This window comes from Evtepia gabavorous (genome assembly GCF_003425665.1).
Lineage (GTDB): Bacteria > Bacillota > Clostridia > Oscillospirales > Oscillospiraceae > Evtepia > Evtepia gabavorous.
In genome coordinates, this window is record NZ_QQRQ01000031.1 from 1 (window position 1) to 14,790 (window position 14,790).

The 14,790-nt window shown below is 63.5% G+C and carries 15 protein-coding genes and 1 pseudogene; 15 read left to right on the forward strand and 1 reads right to left on the reverse strand.

What is annotated here, in order from left to right; translation table 11 throughout:
* From DV520_RS11020 to DV520_RS11075, 14 genes and pseudogenes are all read left to right on the forward strand, one after another.
* A partial coding sequence (locus DV520_RS11020) for a YabP/YqfC family sporulation protein (protein ID WP_117142846.1) occupies nt 1–237 on the forward strand: 237 nt, incomplete at its 5' end.
* A 21-nt stretch (nt 238–258) separates the two neighbouring features.
* Nucleotides 259–1,545, forward strand: coding sequence for a sporulation protein YqfD (locus DV520_RS11025; RefSeq protein ID WP_117142848.1), 1,287 nt, complete (start codon nt 259–261; stop codon nt 1,543–1,545).
* A 6-nt stretch (nt 1,546–1,551) separates the two neighbouring features.
* Nucleotides 1,552–2,520 carry a PhoH family protein gene (locus tag DV520_RS11030; protein WP_021919767.1) on the forward strand — a complete coding sequence of 323 codons (969 nt, stop codon included), beginning with the start codon at nt 1,552–1,554 and terminating at the stop codon, nt 2,518–2,520.
* 1 nt (nt 2,521) lies between these two features.
* A pseudogene (gene ybeY / locus DV520_RS12610) lies at nt 2,522–2,998 on the forward strand (rRNA maturation RNase YbeY); the annotation flags it as partial.
* Nucleotides 2,999–3,088: 90 nt separating this feature from the next.
* Nucleotides 3,089–3,964, forward strand: coding sequence for a GTPase Era (era, locus tag DV520_RS12615; RefSeq protein ID WP_165850100.1), 876 nt, complete (start codon nt 3,089–3,091; stop codon nt 3,962–3,964).
* A gap of 674 nt (nt 3,965–4,638) precedes the next feature.
* Nucleotides 4,639–4,803 carry a hypothetical protein gene (locus DV520_RS12370; protein WP_165850099.1) on the forward strand — a complete coding sequence of 55 codons (165 nt, stop codon included), beginning with the start codon at nt 4,639–4,641 and terminating at the stop codon, nt 4,801–4,803.
* On the forward strand, nt 4,757–5,530 hold the full coding sequence (gene recO, locus DV520_RS11040) for a DNA repair protein RecO (RefSeq protein ID WP_117142852.1): 774 nt from the start codon (nt 4,757–4,759) through the stop codon (nt 5,528–5,530). The genes DV520_RS12370 and recO overlap by 47 nt, the downstream gene beginning before the upstream one ends.
* Before the next feature lie 12 nt (nt 5,531–5,542).
* Nucleotides 5,543–6,052 carry a GNAT family N-acetyltransferase gene (locus tag DV520_RS11045; protein WP_117142854.1) on the forward strand — a complete coding sequence of 170 codons (510 nt, stop codon included), beginning with the start codon at nt 5,543–5,545 and terminating at the stop codon, nt 6,050–6,052.
* Entirely contained in the window at nt 6,036–8,411 is a 2,376-nt protein-coding gene (locus tag DV520_RS11050) for an endonuclease MutS2 (protein WP_117142856.1), read from the forward strand. Before DV520_RS11045 ends, DV520_RS11050 begins: the two co-directional genes overlap by 17 nt.
* A 172-nt stretch (nt 8,412–8,583) precedes the next feature.
* Nucleotides 8,584–8,847, forward strand: coding sequence for an HPr family phosphocarrier protein (locus tag DV520_RS11055; protein WP_021920272.1), 264 nt, complete (start codon nt 8,584–8,586; stop codon nt 8,845–8,847).
* 78 nt (nt 8,848–8,925) lie between these two features.
* Nucleotides 8,926–10,794: an excinuclease ABC subunit UvrC gene (uvrC, locus tag DV520_RS11060; RefSeq protein WP_117142857.1), complete on the forward strand. Its 1,869-nt coding sequence runs from the start codon at nt 8,926–8,928 to the stop codon at nt 10,792–10,794.
* The gene (gene rsmD / locus DV520_RS11065; protein ID WP_021920270.1) at nt 10,755–11,303 is read left to right on the forward strand and encodes a 16S rRNA (guanine(966)-N(2))-methyltransferase RsmD; all 549 of its coding nucleotides are present in this window, start codon (nt 10,755–10,757) and stop codon (nt 11,301–11,303) included. The genes uvrC and rsmD overlap by 40 nt, the downstream gene beginning before the upstream one ends.
* 40 nt (nt 11,304–11,343) lie before the next feature.
* Nucleotides 11,344–11,853 (forward strand): pantetheine-phosphate adenylyltransferase, encoded by a 510-nt coding sequence (gene coaD / locus DV520_RS11070; protein ID WP_021920269.1) that lies wholly within the window; start codon nt 11,344–11,346, stop codon nt 11,851–11,853.
* A complete protein-coding gene (locus DV520_RS11075) occupies nt 11,837–12,379 on the forward strand; it encodes an ATP synthase subunit B family protein (RefSeq protein ID WP_021920268.1) in 543 nt (180 codons plus the stop codon). Before coaD ends, DV520_RS11075 begins: the two co-directional genes overlap by 17 nt.
* 53 nt (nt 12,380–12,432) lie before the next feature.
* Here the strand turns inward: DV520_RS11075 and DV520_RS11080 are convergent, their stop codons facing one another.
* Nucleotides 12,433–14,046, reverse strand: a complete 1,614-nt coding sequence (locus tag DV520_RS11080; RefSeq protein WP_117142859.1) for a potassium/proton antiporter — start codon at nt 14,044–14,046, stop codon at nt 12,433–12,435.
* A gap of 287 nt (nt 14,047–14,333) precedes the next feature.
* On the opposite strand from DV520_RS11080, the gene rsmH reads away from it, so the two are divergent.
* On the forward strand, nt 14,334–14,790 hold a 457-nt coding region (gene rsmH, locus DV520_RS11085), incomplete at its 3' end, for a 16S rRNA (cytosine(1402)-N(4))-methyltransferase RsmH (RefSeq protein ID WP_117142861.1).

The window sequence follows — 14,790 nt, forward strand, 5'->3', positions numbered from 1 at the left end:
CGCCTGCTGGACCTGCCCGCTGACGGCGTGGCGGGAGTGCCCAAGGTGGAGCTGCTGGGAGACCGGGAGCTATATCTGGAAAACTACAAGGGGATTCTCTCCTATGGGAAAGAGGAGCTCCATGTGGATGGCGGGGCCTGGGTGCTGCGGATCTCGGGGCGGGACCTGGAGATCAAGGCCATGCGGGAGCGGGAGCTGCGGATCTTTGGCTGGGTCAGCAAGCTGGAGATTCTGTGAGGAAGGGGAGAGGGGTCGGCTGTGAAAACGTTGTTGGCCTGGCTGTTCGGCACGGTGACCGCCCGGATCACCGGCGCCCAGCCGGAGGATTTTTTGAATCTCTGCGCCAGAGAGAACCTGGTGCTGTGGAGGATGGTTCAGCGGGACCTGTTCACCCTGGAGGTCCAGGTCACCGCCCGGCAGTACGCCCGGCTGTGCCAGCTGGCCCAGGGAGCCCAGTGCGGGGTGGAGCTGGAGAAGCGGCAGGGACTGCCCTATTTTTTTCTGCGGTTCCGCCGGCGGTATGCCCTGCTGGCGGGGGTGGCCCTGTGTCTGGTCCTCTTCGCCATCGGGTCCCGGACCGTTCTGACCATTGATGTCACAGGCAACGAGACCGTCACCAGGGAGGAGATCATCAGCCAGCTGCGCCTGTGCGGGGTGTCCGTGGGCACCTATGGCCCCGGCATCCCCATCCGGGAGGTGGAGAACAGGATGATGATGGCCATGGACGCCCTGTCCTATTTCTCCCTAAACCTCCACGGCACCCGGGCGGAGGTCATTGTCCGGGAGGGGGACCCTGCGCCGGAAATCCGGGCGGAGACGGTACCCACCGATGTGGTCTCCTCTGCCACGGGGGTGATTACCCACATCGAACCCTGGGTGGGGGATGCCCAGTTTCAGGAGGGGGAGGCGGTGTGCGAGGGGGATGTCCTCATCTCCGGCCGCATGGAAATGGACACCGTCACCCCCACCGAGCACGATCTGGGGACCATGCTGGTCCACGCGGAGGGGAAGGTTTTGGCCCAGACCTGGCACACCCTCACCGCCCAGATCTCCCTGAAGGCCCAGGTAAAAACCTATACCGGGGAGGAAATCCGCCATTACAGCCTGTCCCTCATGGGCAAGCGGGTGAAATTTTATCAAAACAGTGGAATTCCCTATGAGAATTATGATACAATATCGGAACAAAGGGCCTGGACCCCGATCCAGGGAAAGCAGCTGCCCGTGGTGTGGGAAAAGGAGACCCACCGGGCCTATGAGACCAGGGAGATCACCCTGGACCCCGCCCAGGCGGAGGAGATGCTCCGCCAAGCGCTCATGGAGGCCCTGGAGGAGCAGATGGAGGAGGGGAAGGTCCTGCAGGCGGACTATGAAGTGACCCGCCAGGGGGACCTGCTCCAGGTGAAGCTGGTGGCCCAGTGCACCGAGCAGATCGGCCGGATGGTGGAGATGGACACCCAGGAGAAGGCGGTGGGGCCCCGGCACCCAGAGAAGGGAACCACCGGGGCCGACGAGAAAACCAAGGAAGCGGAACGCGCGGAGGAGTAATTGCCCATGATGGAACAGACAGTCAGCATTGAACGGATGGAGGACGCCATTGATATCTTCGGCTCCTTCGATGAGAACATCCGCCTCATCGAGCAGGAGCTGGGGGTCCGGGTGGTGGGCCGGGACGACCAGCTGAAAATCAGCGGAGAGGATACGCCGGTGGCCTATGCCGCCAAGGTGATCCAAGGGCTCATCGGCCTGTCGGCCCGGGGGGAGAGCATCCATGAGCAGAATGTCCGTTACCTCATCCAGCTGGTGAAGTCGGGCAACGAGGACAAAATCCAGACCCTGGCCGCCGACGTCCTCTGCGTGACCGCCAAGGGAAAGCCTGTGAAGGCCAAGACGGTGGGGCAGAAAAAATACGTGGATGCCATCCGGGCCAACACCGTCACCCTGGGCGTTGGTCCGGCGGGCACCGGAAAGACCTATTTGGCGGTGGCCGCCGCGGTGGCGGCCTTTCGGGCCAAGGAGGTCAACCGGATCATCCTCACCCGCCCGGCGGTGGAGGCTGGAGAGCGGCTGGGCTTTTTGCCCGGGGATCTCCAGAGCAAGGTGGACCCCTACCTGCGCCCCCTGTACGACGCCCTGTTTGAGATGCTGGGGGCGGAGAGCTATGCCAAGTACGTGGAGCGGGGGAACATTGAGGTGGCGCCCCTGGCCTACATGCGGGGGCGAACCCTGGACGATTCCTTCATCATTCTGGACGAGGCCCAGAACACCTCCCGGGAGCAGATGAAGATGTTTCTCACCCGGCTGGGTTTTGGGTCCAAAATCGTCATCACAGGGGATGTGACCCAGATTGACCTGCCGGGGGACAAGGTCTCCGGCCTGAAGGAAGCCATGCGGGTGCTGCGGGACGTGGAGGGCATCGCCCTGTGCCGCCTCACCGACAGCGATGTGGTCCGCCATGTCATTGTCCAGCGGATCATCAAGGCCTATGAAGAGGACGAAAACAGAAGAAAGGCGAAACGCTGAGATGAACAATCACGATATCTATATTGACTGGGAGCTTTCCGGCCCCAACCCTTACCGCCCCCTGCTCACCCGGGTGATCACCGCCGCCCTGGCGGCGGAGGGGGTGCAGGTCCCCTGTGGGGTGGATGTGCTGCTGACCACGGACGAGGGCATTCGGGAGATCAACCGGGAGCAGCGGGCCATCGACGCGGCCACGGACGTGCTCTCCTTCCCCATGCTGGAGCTCACCCCCGGCGTCCCCCCCGACGGCACGGGGGAGGACCAGCGGGACCCGGAGACCGGCCTGTGTCCCCTGGGGGACATGGTGATCTCCGTGGAGCGGGCCCAGGCCCAGGCGGCGGAGTTCGGCCACAGTGTCCAGCGGGAGATGGCCTATCTGGCGGTCCACTCGGTGCTCCATCTGCTGGGCTATGACCACCTGGACGAGGGCCCCCAGAAGGCCCAGATGCGGGCCCGGGAGGAGGCCATTTTGGAGGGTCTGGGGGTCACCCGGGACCACTGGAACGAGGACCTGGACGCCCCCCTGGCGGGCCCAGGGACAGAGGAGGTGCCGGTGAAGCGCTGCGGGATGATTACCCTCTGCGGCCGGCCCAACGTGGGCAAGTCCACCCTCACCAACGCCCTGGTGGGGGAGAAGGTGGCCATTGTCAGCAGCAAACCCCAGACCACCCGGAACCGGATCTGCGGGGTGCTCACCCGGGGGGAGAACCAGTTTGTCTTTCTGGACACCCCCGGCCTGCATCGGGCGGCCAACCGCCTGGGGGACTACATGGTGGACGTGGTGAGAAAGAGCGTGGCCGACGTGGACGCCGTGCTGCTGCTGGTGGAGCCCATCCCCAACGTGGGGGGGGCCGAGCGGGAGCTCATTGACCGGATCAAGGGGATGAAGGTCCCCGCGGTGCTGGTCATCAACAAGATTGACACGGTGGAGAAGGCCCAGCTGCTGGCGGTGATGGAGGCGTACAGCAAGGTCCACGACTTCACCGCCATTGTCCCCATCTCCGCCAAGCGGCGGGAGGGCCTGGAGGAGCTGCTGGACCTGCTGGCCACCTTCCTGCCGGAGGGGCCCCAGCTCTTTCCACGGGACGCGGTCACAGACCAGCCTGAGCGGCAGATCTGCGGGGAGATTGTCCGGGAAAAGCTGCTGTACTGCCTGGACAAAGAGATCCCCCACGGCACGGCGGTGGAGGTCACCAAGTTCTCCGAGCGGGACAACGGGATCATTGACCTGCATGTGACCATTTACTGCGAGAAGGCCTCCCACAAGGGGATCATCATTGGCAAACAGGGGGCCATGCTCAAAAAGATCTCCACCATGGCTCGGGAAGATGTGGAGCGGTTTATGGGGACCAAAGTCTATCTGGAGACCTGGGTGAAGGTGAAGGAGAATTGGCGGGACAATTTGAATCTCATTCGCAGCTTCGGGTTTGACAACCGGGAGTGAGGCGGATGGGGCGGCCTTGTGGGTTTGGCTCCACGCCGTTGGAACGGCGGGGAACCTTGGCCTGCCCGGCCGGGGCCCCATTTCTTGGGAAGAAATGGGGGAAAGAACCCCAGAGGGAAGAGGTTCTTCCCTCTGGACTCCCTTCTCTGGTGGGGTTGTGTGGGGGGAAGTTGTACTTCTCGCTGGTTACCTGGCCTGCGGCCCTCACATTGGAAGGCCCGTAACGGCCCGCCCACCGGCTGGGCGGGCTGGGGGCGTGGGAAGGTGCCCTTTGGGAGAAAGTAGAGAGTAACCGTTTGGTTTCCCACTTTTTCCTCCTGTCAACAAACCACTTCTCCCGCCCGCCCGAGCCGGTGGGCGGGCCATGAGGCGCTGGTTTTGGAGGCCGCAGGCCAGGTCCGCATCTAACCAACTACCTTCCCCCGTTTCTCGCACCAGAGAATAGGGTTCCAAGGGGAAGGAACCTCCTTCCCCTTGGTGTTCTTTCCCCTATTTCTTCAAAGAAATAGGGCCCCGCCCGGGAGGGCCAAGTTCCCGCCGTTCCAACGGCGCAGGAGAAAGATGACAACGCCCCCAGCCAGGCGCCTGCCTGGAAAAACCGAAATTTACCGATGATAAAACAGCCCTCCCCCTGCCAAGCTAACCAAAGAACGCCAAGACAGGAGGAGATGGCCATGACATCCAAAGAATTGTGGGCCCTGTTTTTGCAGACGGGCCTGCCTGAGATCTACTGCCTGGCCCGGCGTCGGGCGCGGCAGGAGGCGAAACAAGCGGCGGAGAGAGGGAGAGACCATGCGCCTGACCACCCAGGGAATCGTCCTGCGGGAGACCAACTATAAAGAGGCGGACAAGATTCTCACCGTCCTCACCCGGGACTGGGGCAAGCGCACGGTGAAGGCCCGGGGCTGCCGGCGGAAGAACAGCAAGCTTACCGCGGCCAGCCAGCTGCTGGTGTACTCTGAGCTCACCCTGTCCGAGCGGGGGGAGTTTACCACCCTCACCGAGGCCGACCCCCTGGAACAGTTCTGGTCGGTGCGCCAGGACCTGGAGACCCTGGCCCTGGCCTCCTATTTTGCCGAGGTGGCGGAGGCCTCCGCCCAGGAGGGAGAGACCTGCCCGGAGCTGCTCTCCCTGCTGCTCAACTGCCTCTACGCGTTGGACACCTTGAAAAAGCCCCGGGCCTTGGTGAAGGCGGTCTTTGAGCTCCGGCTGCTCTGCCTCACCGGATATGAGCCGCTGCTGGACGCCTGCGCGGTCTGTGGCGCGCCGGAGCCCCTCCGGGCCCGGCTGCACCTCTCCCAGGGGGTGCTCTGCTGCGCCGCCTGCCGGGGGCGGCTGGGGGGCGGGGTGTCCATGCCCCTGTCCCCGGGGGCCCTGGCGGCGGCCCGGTACATTGTCTCGGGCCCGCCCAAGAAGCTCTTCTCCTTTGCCCTGGCGGAGGAGAGCCTCCGGCGGCTGGGGCAGGCCACGGAGGCCTTTCTGATGACCCAGCAGGAGCGGGGGTTCCGCACATTGGATTACTATAAGCAGCTGGAGCGAAGCCTGCCGGAGGCGGGCCGCGGATAAGGAGGAGAAACTGTGCCGCTGCGCTTTGTACCGATTACCGAGGAAAACCGGAGAGAGGTGGAGAACCTCCAACTCTTCCCGGAACAGCGTTCCTATATTGAAAGTGTCCCGGAATGCCTGGCCGAGGCAGAGCAGACCCGGGAATGGAGAACCGTGGGCATCTACGATGGGCCAACGGTGGTGGGGTTTGCCATGTATGGATGCTTTGCCCAGCCGGAACCGGAGGGGCAGCTGTGGCTGGACCGGCTGCTGATCGATCGGGCCTATCAGGGGCGGGGCTATGGTGCGGGGGCGGTGGCCGCCCTGCTGGAGCGCCTGCCCAAGGAGTATGGAAAGGACCGGGTTTTTCTGAGCGTATACGACGACAACCAGGGGGCGATCCGTCTGTATGAGAAGCTTGGGTTTGCCTTCAACGGGGAACTTGACACCAAGGGGGAGCGGGTGATGGTCTACACCGTGCCCCGCCCAGACGCCCCAACCGAGAGAGAAGAGAGGGAGCGAGCCCATGACAGATCTGTTTGAAAAATCCATGGAAACCCTGGAGCTGCCCCGGGTGCTCAGCCTGCTGGCTGACCAGGCGGTCACGGAGGAGGGCAAGGAGCGGGCCCGCCGGCTGCGGCCGGAAACCGACCCGGCGGAGGTGGCCCTGCGTCTGAAAGAGACCACGGCGGCAGTAAATAAAATGGTGCTGCGGGGCAGTCCCTCTTTTTCCGGGGTCAAGCCGGTGGCCGGCTCCCTCCAGCGGGCGGACATGGGGGGAAGCCTGAACACCCGGGAGCTGCTGGACATCGCCGGGGTGCTGGCCGCCGCCCGGTCGGCCAAGGAGTACGGGGAGAGCGACGGGGAGGAGAAAAGCCCCATTGACGTCCTCTTCCATTCCCTGCACCCCAACCGGTTTTTGGAGGACAAGATCACCGGCTCCATTGTAGGGGACGGGGAGCTGGCGGACTCGGCCAGCCCGGAGCTGGCCTCCATCCGCCGGCATATCCGGGCCACGGAGAGTAAGGTCCGGGATATTTTGCAGAAGATCATCTCCTCCTCCCAGGCCAAGTACCTCCAGGAGAGCATCATCACCCAGCGGTCCGGCCGGTATGTGGTGCCGGTGAAGTCGGAGTTTAAGAACGAGATCCCCGGCCTGGTCCACGACCTGTCCGGGTCGGGCTCTACCTTTTTCATCGAGCCCATGGGGGTGGTGAAGGCCAACAACGAGCTCCGGGAGCTCCAGGCCAAGGAGGAGAAGGAGATCGATCGCATTCTGGCGGAGCTGTCGGCGGAGGCTGCCTCCTTCCGGGAGGACATCACCCTGAACTATGACCTGCTCATCCGCCTGGACAGCATCTTTGCCCGGGGCAAGCTCTCCGCGCGGATGGGGGCCATGGAGCCGGGGCTGTCCGCCAAAAGTCTCTGCCTGCGCCGGGCCCGGCACCCCCTGCTGCCCCCCAAGACGGCGGTGGCCAATGATCTGTCCCTGGGGGAGAAGTTTGACACGCTGGTCATCACCGGCCCCAACACCGGCGGCAAGACGGTGACTCTGAAGACCATCGGTCTGCTCACCCTCATGGCCCAGTGCGGCCTGCACATCCCCGCCGGGGACGGGAGCACCATCCGGGTCTGCCAGCGGGTGCTGGCGGACATTGGGGATGAGCAGTCCATTGCCCAGTCCCTGTCCACCTTCTCCTCCCACATGAGCAACATCGTGGGTATGCTGGCCGAGACCGACGGAGAGACCCTGGTGCTTTTTGACGAGCTGGGGGGCGGCACCGACCCGGTGGAGGGGGCGGCCCTGGCCGCGGCCATCATTGAGCACGCCCGGAGCCTGGGGGCCTTGGTGGCGGCCACCACCCACTATGCTGAGCTGAAGGTGTACGCCATGACCACCCCGGGGGTGGAGAATGCCTCCTGTGAGTTTGATGTGGAGACCCTGGCCCCCACCTACCGGCTGCTGGTGGGCATTCCCGGCAAGTCCAACGCCTTTGCCATCTCCCAGCGTCTGGGCCTGCCCCAGGAGATCATCCAGCAGGCCGCCGCCCGGGTGAGCGCCGAGAACGTCCGCTTTGAGGATGTGCTCACCAAGCTGGACCAGCAGCGCCAGGAGATGGAGAAGGAGCAGCGCCAGGCCGCCCAGCTCCGGCTGGAGATGGAGCAGGCCGCTGCCAAGGCCCAGGAATACCGGGACAGCCTGCAAAAGGAAAAGGAGAAAAACGAGGCCCGGGCCAAGGCGGAGGCCCGCGCCATCCTGGACGAGGCCCGGCGCACCGCCGACGAAGTCTTCCGGGAGCTGGGAGACATGCGGAAAAAGGCCCAGAAGGAACAGGATTGGCAGGCGGTCAACGACCAGCGGGCCGGCCTGCGCCACCGGCTCAACGAGGCGGAGGACAAATTGGGCGTTCGGGAGAAAGCGGCGCCCCCGCCCATGCTCCGCCCCGCCCAGAAGGGGGACACGGTGACCATCCTGAAAACAGGCACCCAGGGCACCGTCCTGTCGGTGAACAAGGACGGGGTGCTCCAGCTCCAGGCGGGCATCCTGCGGATCACCGCCAAGCAGGAGGAGGTCCGGGTGGTGGAGGGGGAGACCCAGACACAAAAGGCCGCCCGCCAGTACATCCAGCGCACCGAGCACAAGCTGCGCAGCCTGGGCGCCAAGGCCGAGGTGGACCTGCGGGGCATGACCACCGACGAGGCGGAGATGACCCTCAGCCAGTTCCTGGACCGGGCCATCATGGGCAACCTCACCCAGGTCACCGTCATCCACGGCAAGGGAACCGGGGCGGTGCGGAAGGCCGTGCACACCTATCTGAAACGGTGCAAAGGGGTGGCCTCCTTCCGCCTGGGCCGGTACGGCGAGGGGGAGGACGGCGTCACCATTGTGGCGCTCAAGTGAGATTCCCGGCCTGCCGGGGAGAATCCCGGCGCTCCAGGGAAAACTATAAGGGAAAAAGACAAAAAAAGCGTGTAAATTCCGTGGAATGCCATGAAAATTGGCATTGACGGACACCCGGAAATTTGCTATTCTTATGGTAGCATTTTAGGGAAAGAATTCGGGAGGGACTATTATGTATATCAAGCAGGCAACTGTCAATAATCAGGTCGGCCTTCATGCGAGACCTGCTACCTTCTTTATTCAGAAGGCAAACGAATTCAAGAGCACCATTTGGGTGGAGAAGGACGAGCAGAGAGTCAACGCCAAAAGTCTGCTCGGTGTCCTCTCCCTGGGCATCATCAAGGGCAGCACCATCGACCTCATTGCCGACGGCACCGATGAGAAGGACGCCGTGGACGCCCTGGTGGAGCTCATTAGCTCTGACTTCGCTGACTGAGCTGACACAGTAAGGCAAAAAAGCGCCGCGTCCGCGGCGCTTTTTTTACTCCCATGGATCGGAGAGAGGAGGGAGCGGATGACCTTTGACCAACTGAAAGAGAAGGCGCTGAGCCTGCCCCTCAAGCCCGGGGTCTATCTGATGATGGACCGGGAGGGCACTGTGATCTATGTGGGAAAGGCCAAGGCCCTGAAGAACCGGGTGAGTCAATACTTCCACGACCAGGCGGCCCACACGGAGAAGACCCGGGCCATGGTGGCCCAGATCGACCACTTTGACACCATTGTGGCCGGGTCGGAGTTTGAGGCCCTGGTGCTGGAGAATTCCCTCATCAAGCGGCACAAGCCCCGGTATAATATTTTGCTGAAGGATGACAAAGGCTATCCCTATATCCGGCTGTCGGTGAAGGAGGCCTATCCCCGTTTCTCCATCCAGGGGCGGATGGCCGACGACGGCGCCCGGTATTTTGGGCCCTTTGGAGGACGCCACGACACCCAGTCCATTCTGGACGCCCTGCGGACCGCCCTGAAGCTTCCGGCCTGCGGGAAGGTGTTTCCCCGGGACCAGGGAAAGGAGCGACCCTGCCTCAACTACCACATGGGCCAGTGTGACGGCTACTGCCGGAAGGAGGTCCCGCGAAGCCAGCACCAGCAGGCCATCGAACAGGCGGTGCGGCTGCTGGAGGGAAAGTTTGGCGAGGTGGAGAAGGAGCTGAAGGGCCAGATGGAGGAAGCGGCGGAGGCCCTGGAGTTTGAGAAGGCCGCCGCCCTCCGGGACCGTCTCCGGGCCATCACCCTGCTGGGCAAGCGCCAGAAGGTGGTGGCGGGCTACCTGGCCGACACCGATGTGCTGGGCCTCTACATGGGGGAGGTCCGCAGCGGGGTGGCGGTGCTCCACTTCCAGGAGGGGGAGCTCACCGGGCGGGACCTGGAGGTCTTTCCCACGGCGGGGGAGCCGGCGGAGGAAATCTTGTCCGCCTTTCTGGTCCAGTATTACACTCCCCGGGGCCTGCTGCCCCGGCAGATTCTCCTGCCGGAGGCCATGGAGGGAGCGGCGGACCTGGGGCGGCTGCTCTCCCACCAGGCCGGGCGGAAGGTGGAGCTGGTGACCCCCCAGCGGGGGGCCAAGGCCGACCTGATCCGCATGGCCCAGGAGAATGCCCGGACCGAGTGCGAGCGCCTGACCACCCGGGAGGAGCGGACAGCCAAAATCCTCACCCTCCTGGCCCAGCTGCTGGAGCTGCCCGGGCCTCCCCGGCGGATTGAGGCCTATGACATCTCCAACACCGGGGCGGCAGACATTGTGGCGGCCATGACGGTTTTTGAGCAGGGGCGGCCCCGAAAGGGGGCCTACCGGTACTTTGCCCTGCGGGACCTGGACGGGCCGGACGACTATGCCTCCATGGACCAGGTCATCACCCGCCGCTTCCGCCATGAGAAGGAGGGGGATGAGACCTTTGCCAGCCGCCCGGACCTGCTGCTCATCGACGGGGGAGAGGCCCATGCGGCGGTGGCCCTTCAGGCACTGACCCGGTACGGCCTGGACATCCCCGTCTTCGGCATGGTCAAGGACGACCGGCACCGGACCCGGGCCCTGGTAACCCCCGACGGGCGGGAGATCGGGATTCAGGCGGTGCCGGCGCTGTTTGCCTTCATTGGGCAGATTCAGGAGGAGACCCACCGGTCTGCGGTGGGCTTCCACCACAAACGACATACCAAGAGCGGCCTGGGCTCCACCCTGGAGCGCATCCCCGGCATCGGGGAGGCCCGGCGGAAAAAGCTGCTGAAGGCCTTCGGCAGCGTGAAGGCCATCCGTCAGGCGGACCTGCCGGCCCTGGAGGAAGTTCTCCCCAAGGCGGCGGCCCGGGCGGTCTATGAACAGTTCAGAACCAAAGAGGAGGAAACGACATGCGCGTCATCACAGGCACGGCCCGGGGCCGGCGGCTGAAGGAGCCCGTGGGGCTGGAGACCCGTCCCACCGCAGACCGGGTGAAGGAGGGGATTTTCTCCAGCATTCAATTTGAACTTGAGGGCCGGCGGGTGCTGGACCTCTTCGGCGGCACAGGGCAGATGGGGATTGAGGCCCTGTCCCGGGGCGCGGCCCATGCCACCTTTGTGGACCTGCGGAAGGAGGCGGTGGGGATCATCCGGGAGAACCTGTCCCTGACCGGCTTTTCCGACCGGGCTACGGTGGTCCAGGGGGACTATCTGGCCTTTCTCACCCGATGCCGGGAGACCTTTGATGTGATCTTTCTGGACCCGCCCTACGGCAGCGGGATGCTGGAAAAGGCGTTGGAAACCATCACAACGATTGACATTGTGTCCGAAAATGGTATAATAGTTTGCGAAAATGGGTCGACTGTGGGCTGGCCGGCGGTACGGGCACCCTATCGGCTCCAAAAAGAGTACCGGTATGGGAAAATCCGAACCGCCCTGTACCGGCGCCAAGCCGATTGAATCCCGGCCCCAAGGCGGAAGACGGAAAGGACAACATGCTATGAAGACCGCAATCTACCCTGGCAGCTTTGACCCGGTCACCCTGGGACACATCAACATCATCAAACGGGCGGCGGTGGCCTTTGACAAGGTCATTGTCTGTGTCATGGTCAACTCAGAGAAGAATGGCGGCCTGTTTACCCCGGAGGAACGAATTGACCTGATGCGAAAGAGCATTCAGGTGAGCAACGTGGAGTTTGACGTAAACTACGGTCTTGTGGCAGAGTATGCCAAGGCGAAGGGCGCCCGGGTCCTGGTCAAGGGCCTGCGGGCAGTGTCCGACTTTGAGCAGGAAGTCCAGATGGCGATGATCAACAGCAAGATAAACCCCGATCTGGACACGGTCTTCTTTCCCTCCAGCGAAAAGTACACGTATCTCAGTTCCTCAGTGGCCAAGGAACTGGCCCGGTACCATGCCAACCTGGACGAGTTTTTGCCCCGGGAAATCATTGATGACGTCAAAAATAAACTGGAAATAAGGAGCGATGAGTGCGATGGCAGGCAGCGTTGAGGAATTACTGGACCTTTTATATACGGAAATTGAGGAGGCGAAAAACGCCCCTCTCAACAACGACCGGTGCGTCATTGAACGGGACCGGGTCCTGGACATGATTGACGATGTGAAGGCGGAACTGCCGGTGGAGATCAAGCGGGCCAAGGACCTGGTGGCCAACCGGAACGACTATATCGCCTCCGCCAAGCGGGAGGCCGACAGCCTGCGCCAGCAGGCGGAGGACTACGCCAAGCGGCTGGTGAACGAGGACGCCATTGTGCGGGAGGCAGAGAAGAAGGCGGATGAGATCCTTTCCGATGCGGAGGAGCAGTGCCGGATGCTCAAGGCCGCCGCCAGCGAGTACTGTGAGGATACCCTGCGCCGCATGGAGGAGGCCGTGGCCGACGCCTACGACGAAGTGAAGCACTCCCGGGCCAAGTTCCGTTCCGCCCTGAGCGCCGCCTCCGGCGGGCCCGCCCCCCGGAGCCAGCCGGCACCCCGCCGGGCCATGTATGACGCCGAGGCCGATGAGGACGAGGATTGAGCTGTGAAAAGAGACCACCCATGGGTGGTCTCTTTTTTTGCGCCTGGAGGGAATCAGGGCTCCGGCGGGAGAACCCCGCTGTCGTTAATAACCAGGGTGTCTCCGGCGAGGAGAACGGTGTCTCCCTTGGGGATGAGCACGTCTCCGCCCCGGCGGACCAGGATGATCAGACGGGTGCCTGTGGACAGGGTGGACAGGGGGCGGTCCAGCCAGGGGTCTCCTGTCTCCAGGGTGCGCTCGTAAAGGCGGACCCCCTGGATGGCCCCGCCGGCCCGGCCGCTGAGGATCAGGGTATCCCCCGGCTCCAGAACGGTGCTGCCGTGGGGGACCCACTGCTGGCCCCGGCGGAGGAGGAGGACCAGCAGACAGTCCGGGGGCAGGGAGAGGGTGCGCAGAGCCTGCCCCGCCCAGGGGTGATCCGGTGGCAGGGTACACTGGAGAAACTGGACGGGTACCTCATCGGTGTAGTCGGTGAAGGTTTTCAAGACGTTGGCCTCCTGGTCGGTCATGTTCAGCTTTTTGGCCACCACGGGGATAAGGGTGCCCTGGACCAGGATGGAAAAGAGGACGATGAAGAAGACAATGTGGTAGAGGTCCAGATTGGTGACGGCGGGACTGGTAATGGCCAGAATGGAGAACACGATGGAGGCCGCCCCCCGCATCCCCGACCAGGCGACCAGGGCCATCTGACGGGGGCTGCTGCGGAAGGGGGCCATCAGCAGAAAGACCACCGCCGGCCGGGCCACAAAAGTGAGGAAGAGGACCACGGCCAGGGCCGTGGGGGCGATGGCGGGCAGCTGGGAGGGGAAAGAGAGCAGCCCCAGCAGGAAGAACAGGAGCATTTGCATGAGCCCTGTGGCCCCGTCAAAGAAGTTGACCAGGGCTTTCTTGTTCTCCAACTGGCTGTTGCCCAGGAGGATGCCGGTGATGTATACGCTCAGGTAGCCGTTGCCCTCCAGCAGGGTGGGGACGACATAGGACAGCAGGGCCACCGCCACCAGGAAAATGGCGTCGAACCCCTCTGAGGCAAACCGAAAGCGGCGGAGAAAGGCCCGGGCCGCCAGGGCAACCCCCACCCCCAGGGCGCCGCCGTAGACCAGCTGGGCGAAGATCTGATAGACAACGGCTGGGGCGGAAATCTCCCCTGTCATCAGGGTGAGAAGAATGAGGGTGAGCATGTAGGAGAAGGGGTCGTTGCTGCCGCTCTCCACCTCCAGCAGGGAGGCGGTGTGGTCCCGAAGGTTCAGCCGCTTGGAGCGGAGGATGGAGAACACCGAGGCGGCGTCGGTGGAGGCGATGACCGCGCCCAGCAGGAAGCTCTCCAAAGTGGGAAGGGACAGAACCGCCCAGCAGAACAGCCCCACCAGCCCCGCGGTGAAGGCGGTCCCGAAGGAGGAGAGGATGGCGGCCTTCCCCGCCACAGGCTTGGCCTGGCTCCAGTTGGTGCCGAAGCCGCCGTAGAACATGATGAAGATGAGGGCAAAGGAGCAGATGTTTTGGGCCAGACCGTAGTTGTCAAAGGGAATCTTGACCACCCCGTCCGAGCCGAAGAACATGCCCAGCAGAATGAAGGCCAGCAAGGTGGGCACCCCCAACTTGCTGGAGAGCTTGTTGCACAGCACGCAGGCCAGGATGACAAGGGCGGAGAGAAGCAGCAGATGGGTCATAAGCAGTCCTTTCAGTACAGAGCGTGGGAGGGAAAAACATACCATATTACTATTTTAGTATCTCTATCATACCAAGATAACGCCGCGATGACAAGCCCGGATCGGGGTCCGGTCAAAAGGGAGAAAAAAGAGCGCCTCCCAAAAAACAGTTGCTTTTTACAGGCAACCCCTCTATAATGAAGGAACCAATGCCGGCCTAAAATGGCCGGGTTGGGGAAAGAAGACGAGTTCTTTCCTGATCTTATGAATTCACTGAGGGCCCTGCCCTCTGAGGAGCTTTTGCATCAATGAGTGGAGCATACACACACCGGCCGGTTCTGCTGGAGGAGGCCATCCAGGGGCTGGCCATCCGCCCGGATGGGGTCTATGTAGACGGCACCTTGGGCCGGGGCGGGCATTCGGAGGCGATTGTCAGGGGACTGACCGCCGGCGGTCGCCTGCTCTGTATCGACCGGGACAGCCAGGCCCTGGAGGAGGGGCGGGCCCGCCTGGCCCCCTGGGCCGGGCAGATCACCTTCCTCCACGGTAATTTTGGGGACCTGGCGGCCCTGCTGGACGGGGCCGGGGTGGAGCGGGTGGACGGGATGCTCTTTGACCTGGGGGTGTCCTCCCCCCAGCTGGATGACCCGGCCCGGGGCTTTTCCTATCAGGCGGACGCCCCCCTGGACATGCGGATGGATCAGGGGGAGACCCTGACCGCCTGGACGGTGGTCAACCAGTGGCCCCGGCAGGAGCTGCGGCGGG